Raw genomic sequence first — 25713 nt, 5'->3', positions numbered from 1 at the left:
GCATAAACCGCAGAAAAGACGATTCGCGTCAATGCGGATTGAAGGTGGAAGACGGCTTGCAATTATAGACCGGGCACTGCGGGTTGTCCTTCGTGGGAACGGAGGTGCGCTCGGCATAACCGGATATGCCGCATTGCCCGCTGTCGGCGACATAACGATCGTAGAGGACGAGACCGCCGCGCCGCGCGGGATAGCGCAGTATCACCGCACGCTCGCCGGCAACGAGTTGCTGCACGGCAGCGCAGGTTTTGCCCAGCGACTCGTAGCGCGAGATTGCCGATGCCGGCCCGGCGGTTGCGATCGTTGTCAGAAGCAAGGCTATGGCAATGGTCTTCATGGATCGGTCCCCTGTGCAAAGGCGCATGCACTAAGATAACCGCAATGCGGGAAATGCCAAGATCGAACGATGCTTCCCGTTGCAAGGCTGGTATCCTGCTGGGCGGAAACATCGGCGACCATATTTATGGCCCCGGCGCCTGTGGAATAAAATTGCGCCGTCACGTTATCGGGATTGCGCGCTGAAAGCTGACTGAAAGGTTGCCCGCGCTAGGTTGGCTGAGCTTCGTGGAGGAAGCGCATTTTGTGCAGCGTCGCATGGCGCAGCTATTCAAACAGGAGGAGACATTGATGCGTTCATCGCGCGCCCTTTTTCATACCGTAGCCCTTTCCCTCGTCATGACCGCTGCTTCGCTTGCAGCCACGGCCGCGAATGCCGCCGACAAGATTTCGATCATGGTGGGTGGTTACGAGAAGCAGATCTATCTGCCGGCCAAGCTTGCCGAATCCCTCGGTTACTTCAAGGATGAGGGCATCGAGGTCGAGCTTCTCAACGAATCCGCCGGCGTCGATGCCGAGAACCAGCTGCTGGCAGGCGCCGTTCAGGGCGTTGTCGGCTTCTACGACCACTGCGTCGACCTGCAGGCCAAGGGCAAGTTCATCAAGTCCGTCGTGCAGTTCAGCCAGGCACCGGGCGAAGTGGAGCTGGTCTCGGCCAAGCATCCGGAAATCAAGTCCTTCGCCGATCTGAAGGGCAAGAGCGTCGGCGTGACCGGTCTCGGTTCGTCCACCAACTTCCTGACGCTCTACATGGCCTCCAAGGCCGGTCTTTCCCCGGCTGACGTAACGCCCGTTCCGGTCGGCGCCGGCCAGACCTTCATCGCCGCCCTGCAGCAGGACGCCATCCAAGCCGGCATGACCACGGAACCGACGATCTCGCGCCTTCTGAAGACGGGCGAGGCCAAGGTTCTCGTCGATCTGCGCACGCTCAAGGGCACCGAGGAAGCGCTCGGCGGCACCTATCCGGCCGCATCGCTCTACATGGATGCCGCATGGGTCGACGCGCATAAGGAAGAAGTCCAGAAGCTTGCGAACGCTTTCGTCAAGACGATGCGCTTCATCCACACGCACTCCGCCGCCGAAATCGCCGACAAGATGCCGAAGGATTTCTACGTCGGCGACAAGGACGGCTACATCAAGGCCCTCGACGCCGGCAAGGAAATGTTCACGCCGGACGGCGTGATGCCGGAAGATGGTCCGAAGACCGTTCTCGCCGTGCTCTCCGAGTTCTCCAAGAACGTCAAGGGCAAGACGATCGACCTGTCGAAGACCTACACGACGGAATTCGTCAAGAACGTCAAGTAAGCAGTCATAACGCCGCTTCCGGCCGGGTCCGGAAGCGGCAGTTCAAGGGACTTTGCAGTTCACTGGGCTTTGCGTGCACGCCCTGAAGGCACGCGTCAGGATCAGCACCATGCAACAGGATGGACGCCGGACGCCGGCGATCGAGCTTATCAATGTCAGCCGCCGTTTCGTATCGCCGACCGGCAAGTCGCTGACCGCACTGCGCGATTTCAACATGACCGTCGAGCGCGGCGAATTCGTCGCCGTCGTCGGCCCGACGGGCTGCGGCAAGTCGACGACCCTCAATCTCGTCACCGGACTTGCCAGGCCGAGCGCCGGCGAAGTCCGCCTGATGGGCGGCCCGGTCAACGGCATCGACCCGCGCGTCGGCTTCGCCTTCCAGACGGATGCGCTTTTTCCCTGGAAGAACGTCATCGAAAACGTCATGGCCGGCCCGCTGTTTCGCGGCAAGTCGAAGGCCGAGGCGGAAAGAAGCGCCAAAGACTGGCTCGCCCGCGTCGGGCTGTCGAAATTCCTGCATCACTATCCGCATCAGCTCTCGGGCGGCATGCGCAAGCGCGTGTCGCTGGCGCAGACCTTCATCAACGAGCCGGAAATCCTGCTGATGGATGAGCCGTTCTCCGCGCTCGACGTGCAGACCCGCACGGTCATGCATGAAGAGCTTCTGAAGCTCTGGGCGGAACGCCAGGCCTCCGTCGTCTTCGTGACGCACGATCTGGAAGAGGCCGTCGCGCTCGCCGACAAGGTCTATGTTCTCACGGCCGGCCCGGCGACGGTGAAGTCGGTCTACACGATCGACCTGCCGCGCCCGCGCGTCGTTTCGGAAATCCGCTACGAGCAGAACTTCATCGATTATTGCAAGACGATCTGGGACGACCTGCGCGAAGAGGTCGAAACCAGCTATCGCCGTGCCGCGGAAGCGGCATAAGGGAGGATTGATCATGGCAAACACAGCTCTCGAAGCAGGCAATGCCCCGATCTTCCGCGCCGGCACCTCGGATGCGGAAATCGAAGCCGCGGCGCTGAAGGCACTGACCCGCCGCAAATACGTCGTGCTGGCATGGCAGATCGGCATTCTCGCCGCCATCCTCGGCCTCTGGCAGCTCGCGTCCGATCTGCACTGGATCGATCCGTTCTTCTATTCCAGCCCCTATGGCATTGCGTTGCGCCTCTGGGAGTGGATCACCGAAGGCACGGAGAGCGGCTCGCTCTGGTATCATCTCGGCGTCACCATGGAAGAAGCGCTGATCGGCTTCGTCATCGGCTCGGTGACCGGCGTTCTCGTCGGTGTCGCTCTCGGCCGCAACAAGCTGGCTTCCGATATCCTGTCGATTTACATCAAGGCGATCAACTCGATCCCGCGTGTCGTTCTTGCGCCGATCTTCGTGATGATCATGGGTCTCGGCCTGCCGTCCAAGGTGGCGCTCGCCTTCATCATGGTGTTCTTCGTCGTCTTCGCCAACGCCTTCCAGGGCGTGCGGGAAGCCGATCGCAACATGATCGCCAATGCCCGCATTCTCGGTGCTTCGAACTGGCAGGTCACCCGCAACGTCATCCTGCCGTCGGCGATGAGCTGGATCTTCGCCAGCCTGCACGTTTCGTTCTCGTTCGCCATCATCGGGGCGATCGTCGGCGAGTTCGTCGGCTCGCTGGCCGGCATCGGCTACCTGATTTCGATTGCCAAGGGTACCTATGACGCAGCCGGCCTCTACGCCGCAATCATCCTCGTGATGGTCGTGACGCTCGGCGCCGAATACGTGATGACCCTCATCGAGAACCACATCACCCGCTGGCGTCCGCAGCAGAGCCTCGACACGCATTAAGCAGCCACTTTACTGGCACCTCCCAAGGCCGGGGGCCGGGCATCTTGCCCGGCCTTTTTTTATCGGCAAATGAGACCCTTTCTTCCCTTGGGGAGAAGGTATATGCCGCATCGACCGGCGCATATGCGACGGCCCTGCCGCGAGCGGGAGGGAACTATCTTGCAATTACCGCACTTCGCGCTCTCACACAGCCGGCAGCCGCACGTTGACCAGCAGGCCGCCGCCGGCCGCTTCGCCGAGCGTGACCGAGCCGCCGGCGCCGTCGACGACTTCGCGGACGATGGCGAGCCCCAAGCCGCTGCCTTCCGGTTCCGTGCCCATTATGCGATAGAAGCGTTCGAACACCTGGGCGCGTTCGGCCTCCGCGATGCCCGGTCCATTGTCCTCGACCCATAGCAGAGCCGTATCGCCTTCGCGGCCGATGCCGACCGTCACGCGGCCGCCCGCCTGCGTGTAGCGCAGGGCGTTGTCGACGAGATTGACCAGCATCTCGCGCAGCATGGTGCCGTCGCCCTCGATATGCACCGGCGTTTCATCGGCCTCCAGCCCGAGATCGATGTTGCGGCGCAGGGCTTCCTCGGCAAGGGTTTCCAGCACTCGCCGGGCAGTCTCCGCGAGATCGATCGTGTCGTTTCGCGGTCGCCGGCTGCCGGGTTCGGCGCGCGAAAGCGTCAGAAGCTGGCTGGCGAGCCGGGTTACCTGCCGCGTGCTGGAACGCAGCGCCGTCAGCGCTTCGTCGCGCCGGCTATTATCGGCTTCGCGGGCAGCAACGCTTGCCTGCGTCGAGATCAGGGCCAGCGGCGTGCGCAGCTGATGGGCGGCATTCGAGACGAAGCGGCGTTGCGCCGCCATCTGGTTCTGCACCCGCTCCATATGATCGTTGAGGGCATGGACGAGCGGCCGAAGCTCGCTTTGCACCATATGCGGGTTCAGCGGATCCAGACGCTCGCGGCCTCGTTCGCGCACGGCGTCGCGCAGCCGCAGCACCGGCGCAAGGCCGCGCTGCAGGCCGATGATGGTCACGAGGCCAGCAAGCAGGACGAGCGCGAGCTGCTTGGTGAAATCCGACAGCCACAGCCTGCGGCGCATCGCATACTGGCTGTTGTGGGTGACGGCAACGGCGACGGAAATCGTGCTGTCCTGATCGAGGCCGACCACGGGATGGCTGAGCATGAGCACGCGGACGCCATCAGCGCGGAACGTCCGGTCTTCGCCGATGAGGTCCCGCTTCGGCCGAGGCAGGTCCGGGAAGCCGGCGACCAGGTTCCCCCATGCGGTCACGACCTGATAGAAGACGCGGTCGCCATAGCCGGTGTCGAACATTTCCAGCGCGGCAGGCGGAATGTCGATTTGCACCGTGCCGCTGGCATCGACATGCACGGCTTCCGCGATGACGCGTGCCGAAGCGAGCAGGGTGCGGTCGGTGACGAGATTGGCCGTGGCGTCCGCCGAACGGAAACTCAGATAGAGATTGATGCAGATCGCACCGATGAGGGTCAGCACGACCCAGGCGAACAGTTGCGCCCGAAGGCTCGTCGTCAGCGCACCGACGGCGCGGCCGAGAACGCTTTGGGGCGGGGACACCTCGTCATTGCGCATGGCGAAGCAGGTAGCCCAGGCCGCGCAGGGTCGCGATTTGCACGGTGCTGCCTTCGAGCTTCTTGCGGACGCGATGCACATAGATCTCGATGGCGCTGGTATCGGCGAGATCGTCGAAGCCGAAGACGCTTTCCGATAGCGTCGCCTTGGTGACGGTCGTGCCGGCCTTCATGACCAGATGTTCAAGCACAGCATGTTCGCGCGGTGTCAGCGCCAGCGCCTCGCCCGCCAGGTAGAACTGTCGCGTCCCGCCGTCGAGCAGCAGGTCGCCGACGGCGATCTCGGGGGCCGCATGATCGTGGCCGCGCCGCACGGCGGCACGGATGCGGGCTTCCAGCTCGGCGATCTCGAAGGGCTTGGCGAGATAATCGTCGGCACCGCTGTCGAGCCCGGCGACACGGCCGTCAAGGCTCGCATTGGCCGTGAGGATGATGACCGGCACCTTGTTGCCGCTCTGGCGCAGACGCTTCAGCAGCGTCAGCCCGTCCATTTTCGGCAGCGACAGATCGAGGATGACGATGGCATAGGCCGCGACTTTCAGCATGTGCTCGGCATCTTCGCCGTCATAGGCGATGTCGACGACATATTGCGCCTGACGCAGCGCCTTGCCGAGCCAGGACGCCAGTTCGCGGTTGTCTTCGACGATCAGGAGCCTCATTGGGCGACTATACAGCAAGTATCGGAAATGGCGAACATTTCCGATGGTTTTCGAGTCGGGGCATCATCGGTTGGCGAGCCTCAAACCCATCTCCCTGACCTCCCGGAGATACACCTTGCGCGCATAGGGCGGGGTCAGATTGTGGTCCGCTTCGGGAATGATGGTCAGGCGTATGTCCGGAAAGTGCTTCAGGCCGGCGCCGTTCTCGCCGAATTGGTCGTGCAGGTGATCGAGGCCGATGTCATGGGCGCTGTAGATCAGCGACATGTCGACGCCGCGTTTCGCAAGCGTGCGGAAGCCGCCAAGGACGGGCCCTTGCGCGGCGGCGAAGAAAGGGAATGCACCGAGCAGCCGGCGGCTCGTCCGCATCCCGCGCCTGCCGAGTCCCGTGGCCATGTTGAGCATGGCGTTTTTCGCATCGATCTTGCCGCCGAGGAGTCGCTTCAACGTCTCCATCTGCAGGAGTTTGCGACCGTAGGTTTCCAGCGAGCGGGGAGCGAAACGCAGCGCCTCGTCGACGGATTGGCTCTCATCCCAATGGAAACTGTAGGGGTTGACGGTCACGAGACCATCGCACCGTGCGTCGCGCACGGCTGCCTGGAAGGCGAGGTAGCCGCCGCTGCAGCGCCCTACGAGATAGGCCGGCAGCAGCTCTCGTCTCTCCAAAAAGTCCAGCGCCTCCGTGACATCCTGATGCTGTTCGCGGGAATAGAGCACCTGGTCTGGCGCGCCGGAAAGCGGCGGGCTGTCCCCGACATTGGCGGTGTCGAAACGCAGCGAGGCGATGCCGTCGCGGGCGAGAGAGCGCGCCATGGTGACCGACATCCGGCCCCAGCCGGCATGTCTGTCATAGGCGGTCGTCAGTATCAGCGCGGTTGCGCCTGTGCGGTCGCCCTCCGGCTCGCAGAGGATGCCGAACATGCGCTCGCCCTTGCCGAAGCGGACGGGCGTCTCGCGAAAACCGTCGCCGGCGAGGGGTTCCGCGGCCGGCGGTTTGGCGACGGCCAATGCGGCCGTCTCGGACTGGACGGCGATGGACCGGACCCACTCGACTATTCTCCGGCCGGTTGCCGTCGGCATGACGGCAACGGTGGGGTTCGAGACGAGGTCGTCGTAGCCTTCGTATGGAGCCTGCTCGACATGCGGACCCAATGTCTGGAGGTGATGTGCGAAATCAGCGTCTCCCGGACGGCCGGGTCGCGTCAGCACGAGGCAGTTCGGTGCGTCGAGCCGGTCGAGCGTCATGAAGTTCAGCTTCCTGACGACTTCGGCGACACCATCCGGCATGCGCAGGCTGGCGACGGTGACACCCTCCGTCAGGCGCAGCGCCTCCGAGAGACCCATGCCTTCATCGATCATCTTGGACCAGACGGTCAGTTCGCGCAGATAGGCGCGGCCGGAGATGACGGGCGCGAGAAAGGCGATGCCGGCGATGTCGGGAATGCGTTCGGCGAGCGCGGCGGCGATGGTTCCGCCCAGGCCCTGGCTGACGAGGATCAGGCGGTCGCAGCCGGAAAGCGCTTTCAGCTTCGCGGCGGCGGCAAGCGCTGTTTCCTGCCACGGCGTCAGGCCGTTGCCTTCATCGGCAACACCATCAAGCGCATCGCCGGTGCCGGCATAGTCGAAACGCAGGCTGGCTATGCCGATATCGGCGAGATCTTCCGCCAGAACCCGCCAGAACTTGCGGACGCACATTTCCTCGAAGCCCCAGGGGCTGAGAAACAGGACGGCAGTGCCATGCGAGGGAGCAACGGCCGGCGCAAACAGGCCGACCGTGCCGGCGAACGTTACCGGTGTCGCTGCCGATCTTGTCTGTTTGCCCTTGTTCTGTTCCTCGGCGGCTCCCCAACCAGCCATGACAATCTCCTCACATTCGGCGTGGCGCCAGTAGAGCCAGAGCCTGAGTGGCAATTGGATGAGCCCGGGCAGGCAGCCGCGTTGCGACTTTCTGCAGGACTTCGATATCCTCGTCCGGAACGGCTTTCAGCAATCTGAGCGCGATGCCATAGGCCAAGGCGCCGGCGATGACGGCGCCCACAAGACCAGCGACACCGGTCAGCGCCTGCGTGAAACCATAGGCTGCAACCGCGCACAGAATGGCAGCAACCGTAACTTTTGCAAGGTTGGTCAGCATGCCTCGCGTCGATCCCTCGAACTCCATGCGGCGTACCATCAGCAGGCACAGGGAGGTATAGGCCAGAAAGCGGACCAGCGCGGCACCTTCTCCGCCGTAGAAGGGCACCGCGATCAGACAGCCGCCGACCATGACGGCGCTGGCGATACCGCCCATGACGGTGCGTTCGCGCACGCGGTCGAGCGAATAGAGATATTGTGTGCATATCAGCATGAAGACATAGGGCACGGCGGTCAGCGACAGTAGCGCCACCATGTTTCCGCTCGGAGCGAAGGGCGCGCCGAAGATCGTCACCACCAGCTCGGGCGCGATCGCCGCAAGGCCGAAGCTCATCGGCAGCGTGATATAGGCTATGCTGCGTGCCACGCCGGCAAAGACTTCCACCGGCAGCTTGTCCGATGCCCGCGCGTGCATCTGTTCGGAATAATAGGGCAGGAGGCTGCCGCTCAACTGCACCGGCAGCTGCAGCGCCAGATTGGCGAGCGACAGGCCGACGGCGTAGAAGCCGACCGCTTCGATGCCCCAGTACCGCTGCAGGAACAGCAGCTCGATGCGATTGAGGAAGATCGAGCTGTTGATGAGCTCGATCGAGAGAATGAGCGATGAGCTGACGAGAGCGGAAAGGCCGACGCCGCAGCTGTTCCTGCGCGCAATCGCGATCCTGAGCGTCGCGATGAACATGGGCAGCTGGCCGATCGCATAGCCGGCCAGTGCGCCGCCGACGCCGAAGAATATGGCTCCCAGGAGGACGGTGGCGAGCTGCAGCACCGAACTTGTCACCGTAATGCGCAGGAACGCGCCGAGCTGCTGCTCGCCGATCAGGTAGTTCTTGCTATAGGCGCCGAGCGACTGAAGAACGAAGAACACGCCGGTAATGGTGATGACGTAGGATGCGTCGCCGGCCCAGTGCAGTCGCTCCGCATCCCAATAGTAAGCGACATAGCCGGCGAGCAGGATCAGGGTTGCGAGAATCGTCGGCTGCAGGAGATAGGCGGCAAAGCCGCGCCGTTCCTCGGTCGAATAGCCTTGCCCCTTCAATTGCGGCAGGACGCGCAGCAACGTGACACCGGCGCCGAGTTCGGCGATGAGCGCGCCCGTCGTCGTCAGCCACAGGGAGAAGGCGATGATGCCGTTGGCCTCCGGGCCGAGCAGGCGCGCCGCGATGATCGAGCAGACAAAGCCGGTCGCGAGCAGGGTCAATCCCGCTGCCGCGTTCAAGGCCGAATTTGCCATTATGCTCTTCGACATGAAGACAGACTGCTCCTCAAATTGCCGGAACTTACCGCACTGATCCGGCTTTTCGCGGGGATAGCCTCAGCTCTATTTCATATGCCTTAATATTTAGGGTTTAATGCTGCCCTAAGTTCATTTTTTACTTCGGCTAATATTCTTTCTCTCTGATATTGGCTGCCCCTGGGGCTTGTGCGGAGGGTTTCATTGTTCAGCCTCATCGTCTGCACGATCGATCGCTTCGATCAGCTGGAGCGGCTATTCCGTTCGTTGGCCGGGCAACATTACAGGGATTTCGAAGTGATCGTCGTCGACCAGAACGCGGACGACCGGTTGCGCGCGCTCATCGGCAGCTTTTCCTCCTCCTTCCCGATCCGCCACATTCGCTCGCCGAAAGGGCTTTCGCGGGCGCGCAACAACGGCATGGCGGTCGCCGAAGGCGAGTATGTCTGCTTTCCCGATGACGATTGCTGGTACGAGGCGGATACGCTCGCCAAAGCCGAGGCGCTGTTTGCCGCTCATCCGGATCTGGCCATCGTCACGGGCCGCACGCTCGATGCCGAGGGGATGCCCTCCGTCAGCCCGACGGGCGAGACACGGCTTGCACTCACCCGCTGGAACTATCTGAAATGCGGCAACTCCAACGGGATCTTTGTCCGTCGTGCGGCACTGAGCGATATCGGCGGTTTCGATGAAGATCTCGGCGTAGGCTCGGAATCGCCTTTCCAAAGCGGCGAGGAGGCGGATTTTCTGCTACGCGCGCTCGCTGCAGGCAAAGGGGCGATGTTCTTTCCCGAACTTATCGTCCATCACGATCAGGTCACCAGCGAATACGGGCCGCGACAGGTGGAGCGCGCCCGCAAATACGGACGCGGCTTCGGCGCGCTGATGCGCAAGCAGGCCTTTCCCTTTTACTACGTCGGGTATCGGCTGTTCCGGCCGGTCGCCGGCTGGCTGGCGGCGCTGGCGCGCTTCAACCTCGATGCGGCCCGCTACAAGCGCGCCTGGCTCACGGGTATTCTCGAAGGTTATGCCGCCTGGCCGCGCTGGCGCAGGAGCTGAGGCGACTTGCCTTTCGGCGTCAGCGTTTCGTCGTAGACGTCCATATAGCGCTGCGCGACCTCGTCCCATGCGTAAGCGCGGGCGTCGCGCAACAGCTCCTGCCGCAAAGTCAGGTCATCGGCTTGAAGGCGCTCGAACGCGGCGGTCAGTGTGTCGGCTGCCGCTTCCGGATTGGAGAAATCCGAGAGCATGAGGGCCGGATGGGTTTCGGCCATCGCCTTGTAGGCTTCGTTGGTGTTCAGCACCGGCAGCAGGCCGGCGCTCATGGCCTCGATCGCCACCAGGCCGAAGCCTTCATATTCGGAAGCCGAAGCAAAGAGCGAGGCGCGGGCGATGATGTTGCGGATCGCGCAGTCGTCGATCGAAACATGCAGCGCGACATTGCGTTCGATGCCGCGGGCGGCGATTTCCTTTTCCAGCGTCGCGCGATTGAGGTCCGACTCGGCGCCGATGATATCCAGATGCCAGTCGGCATCGCGGGCGGCCAGCACCTTCATGGCATCAAGCAGATGATCGAGCCGCTTGTTGACCGAGAAGCGGCCGATGGTCACGATGCGGCGGCGTGCTTCCAAGGCAGCGCAATTGGAGAACTTGCCGACGTCGGCGCCGTTTTCGATCAGGCGCACGCGGCTGTCGGCGATCCGGGAAAAGAGCCGCGCATCGGACTGGCTGCAGCAGATGAGCGAATGATAGCCGAGCGCGGACAGCCGCGTTGCGGTATTGAACCAGATCTTCTTGATGGCGGCGTATTTCTGGGTGTGGAAGAAGCCGCCATGCGTGGTGGCGACCATGGGGCGCCCATGCATCAGCTTGCCCCATGCGAGCGCGTCGAAGAAGAAATCGACGGCGTGGACATGAACGAGATCCGCGTCGGCCAGATGGCGGAAGACCTTGGGGGCCAGCGGATAACGGCTGGAGCCGGACCAGGGGATGCGGACGATCTCGATGCCGTCGATGGTTTCGTGTTCCGCAAGTTCCCGGCCGGGATCGGAAAACAGGCTGTTGCAGGTGACCACGCGCACGCGATAGCCACGGGTGACCAGCTGACGGCAGAGATTGGCAACGACGTCTTCCAGGCCGCCCTTGTTCGGCAGGAACTGGCGCACGACATGGACGATCAGCGGCCCGGCCTGCTTGTTTGCCTGAATGTCCGCAACCGCCGATGTCATCGATCCACCCTCGATCCCTATGCCGCGCCACGCGCCCGCAATCCGGCGCTACAGCGCGCCGCCCGTTGATCAGTCGGCAAAGCAGATCATCGGGGCGGTTAAAAAGCGTTTAACCGTGGGTAGAAAACCAGGCAGTTTTGAGCAAGAGGGTTAATGTTGGGGGGTTGAGCAGCTGCCCCTCACCCTAACCCTCTCCCCGCGCGCGGGGAGAGGGGATCAGTCCGGCGATTGCCGCGTGCTCTTTGTGTCGCCCACAAAATTCAATGAGCTCCCTCTCCCCGTCAAAACGGGGAGAGGGTTGGGGTGAGGGGCAATCCCACCAACGCGGGCTTAATTGTGATGCTCAGACCCGAAGTCCCGCCCTCTCAAAACGCTCGGAACGTCAGGGTGGTCAGCGAGCGGATGATGCCCGGGATATTGGCGATGTGGTCGTTGATGAATTTGCCGATATCCTGCTCTTCGGCGATGTAGACCTTCATCAGCAGGTCATATTCGCCGCTGGTGGAATACAGCTCCGAAACCAGCTCCGTCTGGTAGATGGCGTCGGCGACCTCGTAGGTCTTGCCGGGAGCGCATTGGAGCTGAACGAAAATGGGCTTCATGAGTGTGTCCTGCTTCTGTCCGCAGCCGCGATGGTGGCGTGGTTCTACCTGCGGCTACGATGGTGGCCGGCCTTTCCTCTATAATGGCCGAAAGCCCGGTCGCCATGCAAGTTTTTCTCTGTCCACCGGATATCGCTCTTGCCGCTTCCGCACTTTCCGGCGTAGCGCTAGATTGGCGCGATTACCTCTGTCGATCGGACCGGTTTCATGCTGAATGACCCTCGCTCCCATGGTCTTTGGGAAAAGACCGCCCCACCGCCGCCGGCAACCAGGCCGCTTTCCGGCGAGCTTTTTGCCGATGTCGTGGTGGTCGGCGGCGGCTATACCGGCCTTTCGACGGCGCTGCATCTCGCGGAAGCCGGCACGAACGTCGTGCTGCTCGAGGCCAGCGAAATCGGCTTCGGCGGTGCCGGGCGCAATGTCGGCCTGATCAATGCCGGCATGTGGGTGATGCCGGACGATCTCCCCGGCGAGCTCGGCCCGGTTCATGGCGAGCGGCTTCTCGACCTGCTCGGCAACGGGCCGACGCTCGTCATGGAGCTGATCGAGAAGCACGGCATCGCCTGCGAGCTCGAGCGCAACGGCACGCTGCATTGCGCCGTCGGGCCGGAGGGGTTGAAGGAAATCGAGGAGCGGGCGCGGCAATGGAGCAAGCGCGGCGCGCCGGTCACGGTGCTCGATGCGCGGGAGACGGAGCGCCGGATCGGCAGCTCTGCCTATGCGGGCGCGCTGCTCGACATGCGGGCCGGTACGCTGCAGCCGCTTGCCTATGCACGCGGCCTTGCCCATGCCGTGGTGAAGGCGGGCGTTGCCGTTCATACCGGCAGCCGGGTGATATCGACGGAAAGAAACGGGGCGAAGTGGGTGGTTTCGACCGATGGCGGCAGGGTCAGCGCCGACTGGATCGTCGTCGCGACCGACGCCTACAGCACCGGCCCCTGGGAGAAGGTGCGAAAGGAACAGGTGCATCTGCCCTATTTCAATTTCGCCACCGTGCCGCTCGGCGACAATCTGCGCAAATCCGTTCTGCCCGGACGCGAGGGTGGGTGGGACACCAAGGAAGTGCTCTCCTCCTTCCGCATGGATCGGGCGGGCCGGCTTGTCTTCGGCAGTGTCGGCGCGCTGCGCAATACCGGTCTTGCAATCCACAAGAGCTGGGCCCGCCGTTCGCTCAGAAAGCTCTTTCCGCAGCTCGGGGACATTCCCTTCGAATGCGAATGGTATGGCAAGATCGGCATGACCGACAACGCGCTGCCGCGTTTCCACAAGCTGGCCGAGAATGTCGTCGGCTTCTCGGGTTATAACGGCCGCGGCATCGCGCCGGGCACCGTGTTCGGCAAGGTGCTTGCCGGCCATATCCTCGGGCAGATTTCCGAGGCCGATCTGCCGCTGCCGGTGACCGATATCGTCGAGCCGAGCTTCAGGGCGGTGAAGGAAATGTGGTACGAGGCCGGCGCCCAGGCGGCGCATTTCGTTGGCGCCAGAACTTAGAAGCCAGAATTCAAAAGAAAGCCGTATCAGCATTACGGGAAGAGGAAACGACATGACCACGACACTCGATCTTGCTGCCGAGACCAAGGCAATATTGACCGATATCGGCGTATCGGCCGATCGCTATACAGGCGGCACGCTTGCCGTCACCTCCCCGGTGACCGGTGCCGAGATCGGCCGGCTGAGGGAACATTCGACGAGCGAGGCGAAGGCTGCGATCGGGAACGCGCACGAGGCGTTTCTTGCATGGCGCAACGTGCCGGCGCCGAAGCGCGGAGAGCTGGTCCGCCTGCTCGGCGAGGAACTGCGCGCCGGCAAGGCCGCCCTTGGCCGCCTCGTCTCCATCGAGGTCGGCAAGATTACCTCCGAGGGCCTCGGCGAAGTGCAGGAGATGATCGATATCTGCGACTTTGCTGTAGGGCTGTCGCGCCAGCTTTACGGCCTGACCATCGCCACCGAGCGCTCGGAACACCGGATGATGGAAAGCTGGCATCCGCTGGGGGCGATCGGCATCATCTCGGCCTTCAATTTCCCCGTTGCCGTCTGGTCGTGGAACGCGGCGCTTGCCATCGTCTGCGGCAATTCCACCATCTGGAAGCCGTCGGAAAAGACGCCGCTGACGGCGCTTGCCGTGCAGGCCCTGTTCGAAAAGGCGCTGAAACGCTATGTCGCAGAAGGCGGCGAAGCGCCGGCCAATCTTTCGACGCTCCTGATCGGCGGCCGCGATCTCGGCGAGCTGCTGGTGGATCATCCGCAGGTGCCGCTGGTTTCGGCGACCGGATCGACGGCCATGGGTCGCGCGGTCGGTCCGCGCCTGGCCGGCCGTTTCGCCCGCGCCATTCTCGAGCTGGGCGGCAACAACGCGGCCATCGTCTGCCCGACGGCCGATCTCGATCTCACCTTGCGCGGCGTCGCCTTTTCCGCAATGGGCACCGCCGGCCAGCGCTGCACGACGCTGCGCCGTCTCTTCGTTCACGACAGCGTCTACGACCAGCTCGTGCCGCGCCTGCAGAAAGCTTACGGCTCGGTGACGATCGGCAATCCGCTTGAGGCGGGAACCCTCGTCGGTCCGCTGATCGACGGGCAGGCTTTCGACCGGATGCAGTCGGCCCTTGCGGCAGCGAAGGCTGCCGGCGGCACGATCACCGGCGGCGAGCGCGTTGGAAACGGCTTTGGCGATGCCTTCTACGTTCGTCCGGCCTTGGTCGAAATGCCCGAGCAGACCGGTCCGGTCGAGCAGGAAACCTTCGCGCCGATCCTTTATGTGATGAAGTACAGCGACTTCAATCAGGCGTTGGCGCTGCACAATGCCGTGCCGCAGGGCCTGTCGTCCTCGATCTTCACCAACGACATGCGCGAGGCCGAGACATTCGTCTCCGCGCGGGGTTCGGATTGCGGCATCGCCAATGTCAATCTCGGTCCCTCCGGTGCCGAGATCGGCGGCGCATTCGGCGGCGAGAAGGAAACGGGCGGCGGGCGCGAGTCGGGATCCGATGCCTGGAAGGCCTATATGCGCCGGGCGACCAACACGATCAATTACGGTCGCACGCTGCCGCTGGCCCAGGGCGTCAAGTTCGACGTGGCGTGACACCCGAGCTTTGCTGCATTGCGATAGGGAGGAGGAAGGCGTAGAAACCTTTGTCCTCCCTGGTTCTTTTTCAAGGTCTTGCCTCATGCACCTGTCGCTTCCCGAAGCCGAGACGCTGGTCGCGGAGGCGCTGCAGCGAAACAGGGTAAGCGTCGGGAATGCCCGTTCGGTGGCGATTGCGCTCGTGGCGGCGGAAGCTGCCGGGCAGGGCGGTCACGGGCTGCGGCGTGTCGCCGCCTATGCCGGGCAGGCCAAGGCGGGCAAGACCGATGGTTTCGCCGTGCCGCAGGCGAGCCGGCCCTTTCCGGCCGTGCTGCGCATCGATGCCGGCAATGGCTATGCCTATCCCGCGCTCGACCTCGCCATTGCCGAACTTCCCGCGATTGCCCGAGAGCAGGGGATTGCACTCGCCGCCATCAGCCGTTCGCATCATGCCGGTGTCATGGGCCTGACGGTGGAACGCTTTGCCGATCAGGGGCTTGTGGCGCTGATGGTCGCCAATGCGCCGGCGGCGATGGCGCCCTGGGGCGGCAAGACGCCTGTTTTCGGCACCAACCCGATCGCCTTTGCCGCGCCGCTGCCCGATGACGAGCCGATCGTGATCGATCTGGCTCTTTCCAAGGTGGCCCGCGGCAAGGTGATGGCCGCGCGGCAGCAGGGAGCGCCCATTCCCGCCGACTGGGCGTTCGACCGCGAGGGGAGACCAACCACCAATGCCGAGGAGGCCTTGGCCGGCACGATGATCCCCACCGGCGATTCGAAAGGGGCGGCGCTCGCTCTCATGGTGGAAATTCTGGCGGCGGGCCTCACCGGCGCCAATTATGCCTTCGAGTCCTCGTCGCTCTTCGATGACAAGGGTGCGCCGCCGGCACTTGGCCACACGATCATCGCGATCAATCCCGTAGCGACGAGTGCCACCGAAATGGCTCAGCGGCTGGCCTTGCTGGCCGCCGAAATCACCCGCGACCCGAATGTCCGCCTGCCGGGCCGACGCGGGCAGACCGCACGGCGCCTCGCCCTCAATAAGGGCATCACGGTCGAGGACGAAGTGATTGCGGCGATAGAGAGACTTTGAGGCGCGGACGATGATGGCCGGGTGAGTTCGTTCTGCCGCACTTGCATGCACGTTCCCTCACCCCAGCCCTCGCCCCGTTTGAGGAGAAGGGCGGCACATTCTTGCGACGTTGACGGAGACGCCTGACGGCCCCCGGGATCCATCGCTCAGGCGATGGCGGGTTTTGCCTTCTTTTCGTCCAGCCAGCCGCCGGTGAAGCCGGCGCGTTCCAGGCCGCTGCGAAGGATCGGCGACTGCCGCATCAGGTTCCAGATCATGCCGGTGCGGGCGTTTTCGATCATCATGACCAGCAGCCCCTGGTCGATGGCGACCGAGCGATCGTCCACCCAGCCTTCCGGCCCGGTGCCTTTGACGCTCGGGTTGAAGCCGCCGGGGAAGCGGCCGTCGAGCAGCAGATTCGGATAGGTCGCCAGCAGCGCCTTCGTGCCGTCGAGCGCGGCCTGGCGGTCGAAGGCGAGGCAGGACAGCGGCCCCCAGGGGGCGATGGTGCCGTCATCCGGGCCGAGCGGAGCGCCGCGGGCGGCATAGCCGAAAACCTTCGGGGCGTGGCGGCGGCTGTGCTTCGTTCCCGTCGGGTTCGGGCCGTCACAGGCAGAGAGGCCCCAGACATCCTTCGTATAGCCGACGAAGTGGCCGGGATTGCGCTCCGTGTAGTCGCGCTGCACCGCGATCGCCGTCTGCGTGTTGCGGAAGTAGTCGGTATCCTTGTCGGCCACATGCTTGTCGCGGATGTCGCGGAAATCGATCCAGGCATGCGAGAAAAGATGGATGAACAGCGGCCCGGCATAGAGGAAGGGCTCATCCTTGAACATCATCCAGGTATAGGTCGAGGCAAAGGCCTCGTAGCTCGAGGATGGGATCGCATGCGTGGGCGAGGCCAGCGCCAACACGTAAAGGAAGATCGCCTCGTCATAGCCCTGGTAGCGCCAGCGAAGGAAGCCACTGGCCGGCTTCCAGCCCATGCTGATGGCCTGCCCCTTGTTCAGGGCCCAGTGCCAGTCGCAGCGCTCATAGAGGAACTTCGCCTGCTTGCGGATGTCGCGTTCGGCCTGGGTGGAACCGTTGAAATAGGTGGCCGCCGTCAGGACGCCGATCAGCAGCAGACCGGTATCGATGGTCGAAAGCTCGCTGTTCCAGGCGCGGTTGCCCGTCTCCATGTAGAGGAAATGATAGTAGAAGCCGCGGTGGCCGGTGGCGCCGCGCTCGGTGCCCTGTTGGCTGTTGGCGAAGAAATCGAGGGTCGTCAGCACCCGCTTGGCGGCATCGGCGCGGCTGATCCATCCGCGCTCCACGGCAACCGGGTAGCTCGACAGAGCAAAGCCGACCGCCGCTATGCTGCAATGGCTCGTCTTGATGGACGTATCCGCCACCAGCCCGTTTTCCGGATTGGTGTGGAGCATGAAATAATCAAACGCCGAACGTTGCAGTCGATCGATCAGCGCGTCGTCGGTCTCGTTTACCTGCTGCAGCATCGTCTATCCGTCTCCTCGGCGCTCCCGTTCCCTGCTGAGCACGAGAGCCTGGATAGTTGCAAATCAAACATGGTTAATATTGCCACGCATTTATGGAGGATTGTTTAAGATCAGGGATTTACGCACTGCCCGCGGTCAATTCCCGGTGTCCGCCATATGCTTTTCAGCAGTTCACGGTCCGCCGAACCGGGCGAATCATCCTTCTGCGCCATATTCGGCGAAGCGACCGGCGGTGATTCGCGTTGGCCTGACGGTGTTATCCGAGCGCGGATTCCACCGTCTGGCTCAGCCTTGCCAGAGTTCTGCCGAAAATCGCGTCGTCCCCCAGTGCCCTTGCGAGTGTCAATGCGCCCTGAATGCCGACGACGGCCTCCTCGGCCAGCGTTTTCGCTTCCGCGCCGGGCAGGCCGGCCTTGACCAGGGCGCCGGCGAGCGCGTCGATCCAGCGATGAAAATAGCCGCGGATAGCGGCGGGGAAGCGATCGCGCGTTTCGTCGAGCGCAAAGGCGCCGATCAGGCAGACGCGGAGGCCGGAACGGAAGTAGCTGTCCGTCGTCTGCCACATGCGGGCAATGGCAGCGCGCGGTTCGTCGTCCTCGAGCGGCTTGAACATCTCCGTCACGAACCAGGCGTCGATATGGGCCATGATTTCCGCCGCCATCTGCTCCTTGCCGCCGGGAAAGAAGTGATAGAGGCTGCCCTTCGACAGTTTCGTGCGGGCGGTGATGTGGCTCATCGACGCCCCCTCGTAGCCAAGTTCGCGAAAGACTTCGGCAACAAGGGCGATGGCGTCGGACTTTTCGAAGACGGTCCGCACCATTTCAAAGGCCGAGGTCGGACAGGCCCGGATGATCGTCCGGCCGGCGGCCGAGCGGCCAGTGGAATTTCCGGTCCTCCTGCCTGATCGGCATGTCGTTGATGGAGGCGAAACGGCGCTGCATCAGTCCGTCCGCATCGAACTCCCAGTTTTCATTGCCGTAGGAGCGGAACCAGTGGCCGCTGTCGTCGCGCCATTCATAGGCGAAGCGCACGGCGATGCGGTTGCCGTCGAATGCCCAGAGCTCCTTGATCAGCCGGTAATCCAGCTCCCTTGCCCATTTGCGCGTCAGGAACTCGACGATTTCCTTGCGGCCGCGCGGAAACTCGGCGCGGTTCCGCCATTGGCTGTCTTCGGTATAGACCTTGGAAACACGCTCCGGATCGCGGCTGTTCCAGCCATCCTCGGCCAGGCGGACCTTGGCGATGGCGGTGTCGCGGGTGAAAGGCGGGACGAGAGAAGTCGGCATGATGGGCTCCTTCTAAACCGATTGGTTCTTAATAGACTGATCGGTTTAGAAGGTCAAGCGGCAAGGCGCTGCAGGGTCGATATCTCAGTGCGCGAATTTCCGTGCCCCGGCGACGCAGGCGACGACGCCGATCGTCACGACGAGCATGGACCAGCTCACACTTTCCTTGAGGAGCGCTGCGGCGAGTGCGAAGCCGAAGAAGGGCTGCAGGAATTGCAGCTGGCCGACGGCGGCGATGCCGCCTTGCGCCAGTCCGCGATACCAGAAGACGAAGCCGATCAGCATGCTGAAGAGCGAGACGTAGGTGAGGCCGAGCCAGGCCGGGCGACCGATGCCGTCGATGCTGTGCGGCATGGTCATGAGGCAGAGTGCGATGGTAACGGGCAGGGACAGGACCAGCGCCCAGCAGATGACTTGCCAGCCGCCGAGCCGGCGCGACAGCACCGCGCCTTCGGCATAGCCAAGGCCGCAGACGATCACGGCGGCGAGCATCAGGAGATCGCCGACCGGCGAGGCCGATACGCCCTGCGCAAGGGCATAGCCGCTGACGAGCGCGCTGCCGATGGCGGAGAATATCCAGAAGGCCGGCCGCGGCCGCTCGCCGCCGCGCAGCACGCCGAAGATGGCCGTTGCCAGCGGCAGCAGGCCGATGAAGACGATCGAATGGGCTGACGTGACGTGCTTGAGCGCCAGCGCCGTCAGCAGAGGAAAGCCGACGACGCAGCCGAGGGCGACGATGGCGAGCGAGGTGATGTCGCCGCGAGCCGGGCGCTTCTCACGAAAGGCAAGCAGCAGGCACAGGCCCAGCAGGCCGGCGATGACGGCACGGGCGACGGTCAGGAACAGTGGATCGAAATCCATGACGGCCACGCGCGTTGCCGGCAGCGAGCCGCTGAAGATCACAACTCCCGTCAAACCGTAGATCCATCCCGTCGTTGCCTTGTCCATTGCGCATGCTCCTTCTTGCTCCTCGCGGTATCGGCGTATTTGTCTGGCCAAGCCAGAGACGGTGCAGTACAATTTTCGCGAACTGTTGTGGTTGAGGGGGCAGTACGGATGGACAATCTTTCGATGGCCGGCATTGCCGGCAGCACGCGTATCGATGCGGTGATGACAGCGGTTTCCGATCGCATCGCGAACCGCAGCCTGATGCCGGGGGCGCGGCTTCCCTCCGTGCGCAGCTTCGCAAAGACCATGCAGGTGTCGGTTTCCACCGTGGTCGAGGCCTATGAGCGGCTCGCCGCCGAGGGCACGATCCGCTCACGGCCGGGCTCGGGATTCTATGTCTGCGGCCCGCTGCCTCCGCTTTCGCTGTCCGAGACCGGGGCCAGTTCGGACCGCAATGTCGACCCGCTGTGGATCTCGCGGCAATCGCTGGAGGTGGGCGAGGACGTTCTGAAGCCCGGCTGCGGCTGGCTTCCGCCTTCCTGGCTGCCGCAGGCGGCGTTGCGCCGGGCGCTGCGAACGCTGGCGCGGGGGGATATGGGCGCGCTTGCCAATTACGGAACGCCGCTCGGCCTGCCGCCGCTGCGCCAGCTGCTTGCCAGGCGCCTTGGCGATCACGGCATCACGGTGCCGCCGGACCAGATCCTGCTGACAGAATCCGGCACGCAGGCGATCGACCTTCTCTGCCGCTTCCTGCTTGAGCCCGGCGATACCGTGCTGGTGGACGATCCCTGCTACTTCAATTTCCATGCGCTCCTGCGGGCGCATCGCGCCAATGTCGTCTCGGTGCCCTTCACGCCGACCGGACCGGATGTCGAACTGTTCGGGCAGGCTCTCGAACGGCACAAGCCACGCCTCTACATCACCAATTCCGCCATTCACAATCCGTCGGGCGCCGTGCTTTCGCCGGTGACGGCGCATCGGTTGCTGAAGCTGGCGGATGCGTCCGGGCTCATCATCATCGAAGACGATATTTTCGCCGATCTCGAGGATGTTCCGGCGCCGCGCCTTGCCGCCTATGACGGGCTCGACCGGGTGATCCATATCGGCAGCTTTTCGAAGACGCTCTCGGCCTCCGTGCGCTGCGGCTTCATCGCGGCGAGGCGGGACTGGATCGACGGGCTGGTCGATCTCAAGGTCGCCAGCAGTTTCAGTTGCGGGCAGTTGTCGGCCGAGCTCGTTTATCTCTCGCTGAAGGACGGCAGCTATCGCAAGCATGTGGAGGCGTTGCGCGTGCGGCTCGCCAAGGCGATGGCGGAAGTGTCGGCCCGGCTGGAGGCCATCGGCATCGTGCCGTGGCTGAAGCCGCAGGCCGGCATGTTTCTCTGGTGCCGGCTGCCGGAGGGGTTGGATGCGGCCGATGTCGCCCGGGCTTGCCTCGCCGAAGGGATCGTCCTTGCACCGGGGAATGTCTTCAGCCTGTCGGATACGGCCGGGCGCTTCATGCGCTTCAACGTTGCGCAATCGACCGATGCGAGGATTTTCGAGGTGCTGGAAGCATCGATGAAAAAGCTGCGCTAGCGTCTGTGGGCGACCGGATTGCGCATCGTTTTCGGCAAGGTCTGCAAATCGCTGGAAGCAGCCGCTCTTGCCAGGCGGAAATGATCCGTCATAGCTTTGCCACATGGCCGTTCCAATTGCGGCTCACATTGCCCAAGAAAATTCGGCTAAATGAGGTCGGTCGTGCGCGTTCTGCTGGTTGAAGACGACAATATCCTCGGATCATCGCTCAAGAAGGCGCTGGAGAAGCACGCCTACGGCGTCGACTGGATGCGCGACGGCGCATCCGGCCTGGAGGCTGCGGAGCATTCGCATTTCGCGGCGATCGTTCTCGATATCAACCTGCCGCAGTTGAGTGGCATGGAGGTACTGCGGCGTATTCGGCAGCGGGGGAATTCCGTGCCCGTGCTGCTGCTGACGGCGATGGATTCGGTTCGCCAGAAAGTCGAGGGCCTGGACGAAGGCGCCGACGACTATCTGGTCAAACCCTTCGACCTGGACGAGCTGCTGGCGCGTCTGCGCGCGCTTATCCGCCGGCGCGACGGCCGGACCGAAAGCGTCATCCGCTGCGGCGACGTCGAGGTCGATCCGTCCGCCATGGTGGCCCGCAAGGGCAGCGCGCAGGTGCATACCACCGCGAAGGAATTCCATCTGCTGAAGCTGTTGATGGAGCGCAGCGGCCGCTACGTGACGAAGAACGATATCGAATATGCGCTGTACGACGCCGAAAACACCGTCGAAAGCAACACGATCGAGGTGACGATCTACAATCTGCGCAAGAAGCTCGGCACCGACTTCATCAAGTCGATCCGCGGCGTCGGCTACATGATCGAGCGATGAACAATTCCACGCTTACCCGCAAGCTGTTTCTGCGCATCGCGCCGGTTGTCGTCGTGACGATCGTCGTGATAGCCGCCTTCGCCTTCAACAGCGCGACGCGGGAAATCAACAATATCTACGACGCCCAGCTCATCGACGATGCCAACGTGATCTGGAGCCTGCTGCGCCGACCTCTGGAAAAGACGCCTGGCCACGCGGCCAAGCAGATCGACGATATCGACTTCAACATGGACAATCAGCTGGCCTTCAACGAAGACGCCGACGATTATGCCGATGCGCACATGTTTCGCGCCTGGGTCGATGGCAGCATCCGCTTCTACAGCAGCACGGCCTTCCTTTCGGACGTACCCCAGCAGAAGGTCGGCTTCACCACCCTGACCTATGGCGGGGACGAGTGGCGCGTCTATTCGCTGCCGATCCCGAACACGACCATCGTGATCGAGCTTGGCGAAAAGATCGCGCTTCGCGAAACGCTCGTCTCCAACATCCTGCTCAATCTCTTCTTTCCGCTGCTGATGCTCGTGCCGGTCATCGGCTTTCTCATCTGGCTCGGCATCAACAGCGGCCTGCGCACGATCCATGGCGTGGTTCGGCAGATCCGCACGCGATCGCCCGACGATCTCTCGGCCATTCCGGTCGAAGGGCTGCCGCGCGATCTGTTGCCGCTTGGCCGGTCGATCAACCAGCTGCTGGAAAAGCTCGGCCAGTCGCTGACGCTGGAGCGGCGCTTTTCCGACCTTGCCGCGCATCAGCTGCGCACGCCGCAGGCAAGCATGAAGCTTTTGCTGCGGATGCTCGAGCACAGCGACAGCGACCACGAACGGCAGGCGATCGTCGCCGACCTCGTCGCCAGCAACAACCGCACCATCCATCTGATCGAGCAGTTGCTGCGGCTGGCAAGGGTCAGCCATCACCCGCTCAATCTGACGTCGGTGACGCTCTATCATTGGGTGGCGTCGCTCATTGCCGAATTCGGCAATATCATCACCAGCCGCGAGCTTGAGGTGGTGCTGGAAGGCGACGAGAAAATCCAGGTCACGACCGATGAATCGCTGCTGCGCATGATGGTCACCAACCTGCTTGACAACGCGATCAAGTACACGCCCGTCGGCGGGGAGATCACGGTTTCTGTCTCTTCCGACGACGGTTTTGGTCGTATTTCGATCAGCGATAGCGGCCCCGGCATTCCACCCCATGAACGGGAGGCGGTGTTCCAGCGGTTCTACCGCCTCAATACGCTTCACACGGAAGGGGCCGGCCTCGGCCTTGCCATTGTCGCCGACACCGCGGATCGTCTTTCGGCGACGGTCGAGCTTTCCTCGTCACGTCAGGGCAACGGTCTCCGCGTCGATCTGCGATTGCCTTTGAACTAAAATCAACGTCTCGCCGTTTTTCATTTTCGCATCATTTTCCGCTCATGCCCGGCTCATCTGAGGTTGTTAGACGCAACTTAGGATATGGCGAAAGGGTGCTGCATGCAGGTGTTTTGCGATTTTGATGGAACCATATCCATCGAAGACGCGACGGATATGGTGCTATCCCGTTTCGCCGGCTCAGAGTGGGAAGACATCGAGCAGCTGTGGAAGCAGGGGCAGATCGGCTCCGGCGAGTGCATGCGCCGGCAGATCGCTCTCATTCAGGCAAGCAGGGCCGAACTCGACCGGTTTCTCGACACGCAAGCGATCGATCCGGGTTTCGAAGGCTTCCTGTCCTTTTGCAGCCGTGGCGAACTGCCCGTCACCATCGTCAGCGATGGCGTCGACTACTTTATCCGCCGCATTCTGGCACGCCACGGCATCGAGGGTCTTCCCATCGTCGCCAATGTGCTGACTTGCAGCGTCGCGCAGGGCCGCGAGTCCTATTCGCTGTTTCCGCCGTTCGCCACGACCGGCTGCGTATCCGGCGCCGGCGTCTGCAAATGCCGCGTCGTCGATAGCGCCGACCTGCAGGTCTATATCGGCGACGGCCGCAGCGACTTCTGCGTTTCCGACAAGGTCGACCTCGTTTTCGCGAAGGCCAAGCTTGCCGACTACTGCGAGGAACACGGCATTCCCTATGTCGGTTTCGAAGACTTTTCCGACCTGCTTCCGAAGATGGAAGCCGTTCTCCCGAGCGTCGAACGACGCCCCCGCGCGCTGCCGCAGTTCAAGACAGCGTGAACCAGACCGAGAGGCATTGAATGAAAACGAATGTAGCCGAAGCCTTCAGCGGCGAGACCGAGTCCGTGCGTTCCGAAGAGGAGCTGCGCGCCCTTGAGGAGGCCTATTGCTCCCATGGCGACACGGTTCACTACACGGCCAACCCGAAATTCTTCGAGGAATGCGAAGGCTCCTTCGTCTACGACCGGACCGGCACGCCCTTCCTCGATCTGCAGATGTGGTATTCGGCCGTCAACTTCGGCTACCGCAACGAGCGCCTGAACGAGGCCGCGCATCGCCAGCTCGACCGCCTGCCGCAGGTCGCGTCGCAATATCTGCACCGCGAGAAGGTGGAGCTTGCAGCCCTGATCGCCCAGGATGCCGAGCGCAAGTTCGGCTACAAGGGCCGCGTCCACTTCAACGTCGGCGGCTCGCAGGCCGTCGAGGATTCGTTGAAGCTCGTGCGCAACTACACCGGCGGCAAGAGCCTGATGTTCGCCTTCGAGGGCGGCTATCACGGCCGCACGCTCGGCGCTTCGGCGATCACCTCGAGCTATCGCTACCGCCGCCGTTATGGCCATTTCGGCGACCGGGCGCAGTTCGTCGAGTTCCCCTATCATTTCCGCGGCCCGAAGGGCATGTCGAAGGAAGAATACGGGCATCATTGCGTGCAGAAGTTCGCCCGCCTGTTCGAGAGCGAATATAACGGCGTCTGGGATCCGAAGGCCGGCAAGTCCGAATTTGCCGCCTTCTACATCGAGCCGATCCAGGGCACCGGCGGCTACGTCATTCCGCCGATGAACTTCTTCGTCGAACTCAAGAAGGTGCTGGACGATCACGGCATCCTGCTCGTCGTCGACGAAATCCAGATGGGCGTCTACCGCACCGGCAAGCTCTGGTCGATCGAGCATTTCGGCGTTTCGCCGGATGCGCTGGTCTTCGGCAAGGCGATCACCAACGGCCTCAATCCGCTGTCCGGCGTATGGGCCCGCGAAGAGATGATCAACCCGACCATCTTCCCGCCCGGCTCCACGCATTCGACCTTCGCCAGCAACCCGATGGGAACCGCCGTGGCGCTCGAGACGATGAAGATGCTCGAGGAAGAGGATTTCGGCGCGTCGGTCATGGCCAAGGGCGCCCACTTCCTCGATGGGCTGAAGCAGCTGGAGAAGCGCCACGCCATCGTCGGCGAAGTCGACGGGCTGGGCCTGGCGCTCCGGATGGAGATCTGCAAGGACGACAGCTACACGCCCGACAAGGCGACGATGGACTGGATGTGCGACGAAGGCATGAAGGGCGATATGCAGGTCGGCGGCAAGACCTACGGCCTCGTGCTCGACGTCGGCGGCTACCACAAGAACGTCATCACCTTCGCGCCGAACCTGCTCATCAGCTACGAAGAGATCGACCTGGCGCTTGCGCTGCTCGACCAGCTTCTGACGCGCGCTGCCCGGAGATAA

General features: G+C 63.1%; 23 protein-coding genes. 12 read left to right on the top strand and 11 right to left on the bottom strand.

Annotated features, from left to right (window positions below; all coding sequences use genetic code 11):
• Nucleotides 1-28: 28 nt before the first annotated feature.
• Nucleotides 29-337: a hypothetical protein gene (locus GR212_RS13930; RefSeq protein WP_163987159.1), complete on the bottom strand. Its 309-nt coding sequence runs from the start codon at nucleotides 335-337 to the stop codon at nucleotides 29-31.
• Nucleotides 338-627: 290 nt separating this feature from the next.
• Here GR212_RS13930 and GR212_RS13925 point away from each other — a divergent pair, with 290 nt between their 5' ends.
• The 3 genes from GR212_RS13925 (at nucleotide 628) to GR212_RS13915 (ending at nucleotide 3464) form a co-directional block, all read left to right on the top strand.
• On the top strand, nucleotides 628-1641 hold the full coding sequence (locus GR212_RS13925; protein WP_163987158.1) for an ABC transporter substrate-binding protein: 1014 nt from the start codon (nucleotides 628-630) through the stop codon (nucleotides 1639-1641).
• A 109-nt stretch (nucleotides 1642-1750) separates the two neighbouring features.
• Nucleotides 1751-2569 carry an ABC transporter ATP-binding protein gene (locus tag GR212_RS13920; protein WP_163987157.1) on the top strand — a complete coding sequence of 273 codons (819 nt, stop codon included), beginning with the start codon at nucleotides 1751-1753 and terminating at the stop codon, nucleotides 2567-2569.
• 13 nt (nucleotides 2570-2582) lie between these two features.
• Complete coding sequence (locus tag GR212_RS13915; RefSeq protein WP_163987156.1) at nucleotides 2583-3464, top strand: ABC transporter permease; 882 nt, start codon at nucleotides 2583-2585, stop codon at nucleotides 3462-3464.
• Nucleotides 3465-3647: 183 nt separating this feature from the next.
• Here GR212_RS13915 and GR212_RS13910 read toward each other — a convergent pair whose 3' ends face one another.
• The 4 genes from GR212_RS13910 to GR212_RS13895 all read right to left on the bottom strand — a co-directional run bounded on the left by GR212_RS13910 (nucleotide 3648) and on the right by GR212_RS13895 (nucleotide 9103).
• Nucleotides 3648-5063, bottom strand: a complete 1416-nt coding sequence (locus GR212_RS13910; RefSeq protein ID WP_163987155.1) for a sensor histidine kinase — start codon at nucleotides 5061-5063, stop codon at nucleotides 3648-3650.
• Nucleotides 5053-5721 carry a response regulator gene (locus GR212_RS13905; protein ID WP_163987154.1) on the bottom strand — a complete coding sequence of 223 codons (669 nt, stop codon included), beginning with the start codon at nucleotides 5719-5721 and terminating at the stop codon, nucleotides 5053-5055. Before GR212_RS13905 ends, GR212_RS13910 begins: the two co-directional genes overlap by 11 nt.
• 63 nt (nucleotides 5722-5784) lie before the next feature.
• Complete coding sequence (locus GR212_RS13900; protein WP_163987153.1) at nucleotides 5785-7578, bottom strand: alpha/beta fold hydrolase; 1794 nt, start codon at nucleotides 7576-7578, stop codon at nucleotides 5785-5787.
• 10 nt (nucleotides 7579-7588) lie between these two features.
• Nucleotides 7589-9103: a lipopolysaccharide biosynthesis protein gene (locus GR212_RS13895; protein ID WP_163987152.1), complete on the bottom strand. Its 1515-nt coding sequence runs from the start codon at nucleotides 9101-9103 to the stop codon at nucleotides 7589-7591.
• Between the two features lie 189 nt (nucleotides 9104-9292).
• Between GR212_RS13895 and GR212_RS13890 the strand changes: the two genes are divergently transcribed.
• Entirely contained in the window at nucleotides 9293-10147 is an 855-nt protein-coding gene (locus GR212_RS13890) for a glycosyltransferase family 2 protein (RefSeq protein WP_163987151.1), read from the top strand.
• Here the strand turns inward: GR212_RS13890 and GR212_RS13885 are convergent.
• Both GR212_RS13885 and GR212_RS13880 read right to left on the bottom strand, forming a co-directional pair.
• Nucleotides 10114-11316 carry a glycosyltransferase family 4 protein gene (locus GR212_RS13885; protein ID WP_163987150.1) on the bottom strand — a complete coding sequence of 401 codons (1203 nt, stop codon included), beginning with the start codon at nucleotides 11314-11316 and terminating at the stop codon, nucleotides 10114-10116. The genes GR212_RS13890 and GR212_RS13885 overlap by 34 nt on opposite strands.
• A gap of 365 nt (nucleotides 11317-11681) precedes the next feature.
• Nucleotides 11682-11918, bottom strand: coding sequence for an Lrp/AsnC ligand binding domain-containing protein (locus GR212_RS13880; protein WP_004125824.1), 237 nt, complete (start codon nucleotides 11916-11918; stop codon nucleotides 11682-11684).
• 207 nt (nucleotides 11919-12125) lie between these two features.
• On the opposite strand from GR212_RS13880, the gene GR212_RS13875 reads away from it, so the two are divergent.
• The 3 genes from GR212_RS13875 to GR212_RS13865 all read left to right on the top strand — a co-directional run bounded on the left by GR212_RS13875 (nucleotide 12126) and on the right by GR212_RS13865 (nucleotide 16072).
• Nucleotides 12126-13409: an NAD(P)/FAD-dependent oxidoreductase gene (locus GR212_RS13875; protein ID WP_163987149.1), complete on the top strand. Its 1284-nt coding sequence runs from the start codon at nucleotides 12126-12128 to the stop codon at nucleotides 13407-13409.
• Between the two features lie 52 nt (nucleotides 13410-13461).
• The gene (gene amaB / locus GR212_RS13870) at nucleotides 13462-14997 is read left to right on the top strand and encodes an L-piperidine-6-carboxylate dehydrogenase (RefSeq protein ID WP_163987148.1); all 1536 of its coding nucleotides are present in this window, start codon (nucleotides 13462-13464) and stop codon (nucleotides 14995-14997) included.
• Between the two features lie 85 nt (nucleotides 14998-15082).
• Entirely contained in the window at nucleotides 15083-16072 is a 990-nt protein-coding gene (locus GR212_RS13865; RefSeq protein WP_163987147.1) for an Ldh family oxidoreductase, read from the top strand.
• A 146-nt stretch (nucleotides 16073-16218) separates the two neighbouring features.
• Here the strand turns inward: GR212_RS13865 and GR212_RS13860 are convergent, their stop codons facing one another.
• The 4 genes from GR212_RS13860 to GR212_RS13845 form a co-directional block, all read right to left on the bottom strand.
• Nucleotides 16219-17544, bottom strand: a complete 1326-nt coding sequence (locus tag GR212_RS13860) for a glucoamylase family protein (RefSeq protein ID WP_163987146.1) — start codon at nucleotides 17542-17544, stop codon at nucleotides 16219-16221.
• A gap of 256 nt (nucleotides 17545-17800) precedes the next feature.
• Nucleotides 17801-18364, bottom strand: coding sequence for a TetR/AcrR family transcriptional regulator (locus GR212_RS13855; RefSeq protein ID WP_163987145.1), 564 nt, complete (start codon nucleotides 18362-18364; stop codon nucleotides 17801-17803).
• Nucleotide 18365: 1 nt separating this feature from the next.
• Entirely contained in the window at nucleotides 18366-18830 is a 465-nt protein-coding gene (locus GR212_RS13850) for a DUF1348 family protein (protein ID WP_163987144.1), read from the bottom strand.
• A gap of 84 nt (nucleotides 18831-18914) precedes the next feature.
• Entirely contained in the window at nucleotides 18915-19778 is an 864-nt protein-coding gene (locus GR212_RS13845; protein WP_163987143.1) for a DMT family transporter, read from the bottom strand.
• A 123-nt stretch (nucleotides 19779-19901) separates the two neighbouring features.
• Between GR212_RS13845 and GR212_RS13840 the strand changes: the two genes are divergently transcribed.
• The 5 genes from GR212_RS13840 to GR212_RS13820 all read left to right on the top strand — a co-directional run bounded on the left by GR212_RS13840 (nucleotide 19902) and on the right by GR212_RS13820 (nucleotide 25713).
• Nucleotides 19902-21296 carry a PLP-dependent aminotransferase family protein gene (locus GR212_RS13840; RefSeq protein ID WP_163987366.1) on the top strand — a complete coding sequence of 465 codons (1395 nt, stop codon included), beginning with the start codon at nucleotides 19902-19904 and terminating at the stop codon, nucleotides 21294-21296.
• A gap of 162 nt (nucleotides 21297-21458) precedes the next feature.
• Nucleotides 21459-22115, top strand: a complete 657-nt coding sequence (locus tag GR212_RS13835) for a response regulator (RefSeq protein ID WP_163987365.1) — start codon at nucleotides 21459-21461, stop codon at nucleotides 22113-22115.
• A complete protein-coding gene (locus GR212_RS13830) occupies nucleotides 22112-23488 on the top strand; it encodes a sensor histidine kinase (RefSeq protein ID WP_163987142.1) in 1377 nt (458 codons plus the stop codon). Before GR212_RS13835 ends, GR212_RS13830 begins: the two co-directional genes overlap by 4 nt.
• Before the next feature lie 102 nt (nucleotides 23489-23590).
• Complete coding sequence (locus GR212_RS13825) at nucleotides 23591-24274, top strand: MtnX-like HAD-IB family phosphatase (protein WP_163987141.1); 684 nt, start codon at nucleotides 23591-23593, stop codon at nucleotides 24272-24274.
• A gap of 20 nt (nucleotides 24275-24294) precedes the next feature.
• On the top strand, nucleotides 24295-25713 hold the full coding sequence (locus GR212_RS13820) for an aspartate aminotransferase family protein (protein WP_163987140.1): 1419 nt from the start codon (nucleotides 24295-24297) through the stop codon (nucleotides 25711-25713).

Source organism: Martinezella lusitana (genome assembly GCF_010668395.1).
Lineage (GTDB): Bacteria > Pseudomonadota > Alphaproteobacteria > Rhizobiales > Rhizobiaceae > Rhizobium > Rhizobium lusitanum_A.
The sequence above is the reverse complement of the archived record's forward strand: the minus strand, read 5'-3'. Positions and strand labels throughout refer to the sequence as shown.

Coding starts and splice junctions, on each gene's coding strand:
- GR212_RS13900 (WP_163987153.1), bottom strand. CDS start 7,578: ATGGCTGGTTGGGGAGCCGCCGAGGAACAGAACAAGGGCAAACAGACA.
- GR212_RS13865 (WP_163987147.1), top strand. CDS start 15,083: ATGCACCTGTCGCTTCCCGAAGCCGAGACGCTGGTCGCGGAGGCGCTG.
- GR212_RS13925 (WP_163987158.1), top strand. CDS start 628: ATGCGTTCATCGCGCGCCCTTTTTCATACCGTAGCCCTTTCCCTCGTC.
- GR212_RS13920 (WP_163987157.1), top strand. CDS start 1,751: ATGCAACAGGATGGACGCCGGACGCCGGCGATCGAGCTTATCAATGTC.
- GR212_RS13855 (WP_163987145.1), bottom strand. CDS start 18,364: ATGGTGCGGACCGTCTTCGAAAAGTCCGACGCCATCGCCCTTGTTGCC.
- GR212_RS13895 (WP_163987152.1), bottom strand. CDS start 9,103: ATGTCGAAGAGCATAATGGCAAATTCGGCCTTGAACGCGGCAGCGGGA.
- GR212_RS13840 (WP_163987366.1), top strand. CDS start 19,902: ATGGCCGGCATTGCCGGCAGCACGCGTATCGATGCGGTGATGACAGCG.
- GR212_RS13880 (WP_004125824.1), bottom strand. CDS start 11,918: ATGAAGCCCATTTTCGTTCAGCTCCAATGCGCTCCCGGCAAGACCTAC.
- GR212_RS13930 (WP_163987159.1), bottom strand. CDS start 337: ATGAAGACCATTGCCATAGCCTTGCTTCTGACAACGATCGCAACCGCC.
- GR212_RS13875 (WP_163987149.1), top strand. CDS start 12,126: ATGCTGAATGACCCTCGCTCCCATGGTCTTTGGGAAAAGACCGCCCCA.
- GR212_RS13905 (WP_163987154.1), bottom strand. CDS start 5,721: ATGAGGCTCCTGATCGTCGAAGACAACCGCGAACTGGCGTCCTGGCTC.
- GR212_RS13830 (WP_163987142.1), top strand. CDS start 22,112: ATGAACAATTCCACGCTTACCCGCAAGCTGTTTCTGCGCATCGCGCCG.
- GR212_RS13885 (WP_163987150.1), bottom strand. CDS start 11,316: ATGACATCGGCGGTTGCGGACATTCAGGCAAACAAGCAGGCCGGGCCG.
- GR212_RS13860 (WP_163987146.1), bottom strand. CDS start 17,544: ATGCTGCAGCAGGTAAACGAGACCGACGACGCGCTGATCGATCGACTG.
- GR212_RS13825 (WP_163987141.1), top strand. CDS start 23,591: ATGCAGGTGTTTTGCGATTTTGATGGAACCATATCCATCGAAGACGCG.
- GR212_RS13915 (WP_163987156.1), top strand. CDS start 2,583: ATGGCAAACACAGCTCTCGAAGCAGGCAATGCCCCGATCTTCCGCGCC.
- GR212_RS13850 (WP_163987144.1), bottom strand. CDS start 18,830: ATGCCGACTTCTCTCGTCCCGCCTTTCACCCGCGACACCGCCATCGCC.
- amaB (WP_163987148.1), top strand. CDS start 13,462: ATGACCACGACACTCGATCTTGCTGCCGAGACCAAGGCAATATTGACC.
- GR212_RS13910 (WP_163987155.1), bottom strand. CDS start 5,063: ATGCGCAATGACGAGGTGTCCCCGCCCCAAAGCGTTCTCGGCCGCGCC.
- GR212_RS13820 (WP_163987140.1), top strand. CDS start 24,295: ATGAAAACGAATGTAGCCGAAGCCTTCAGCGGCGAGACCGAGTCCGTG.
- GR212_RS13845 (WP_163987143.1), bottom strand. CDS start 19,778: ATGGACAAGGCAACGACGGGATGGATCTACGGTTTGACGGGAGTTGTG.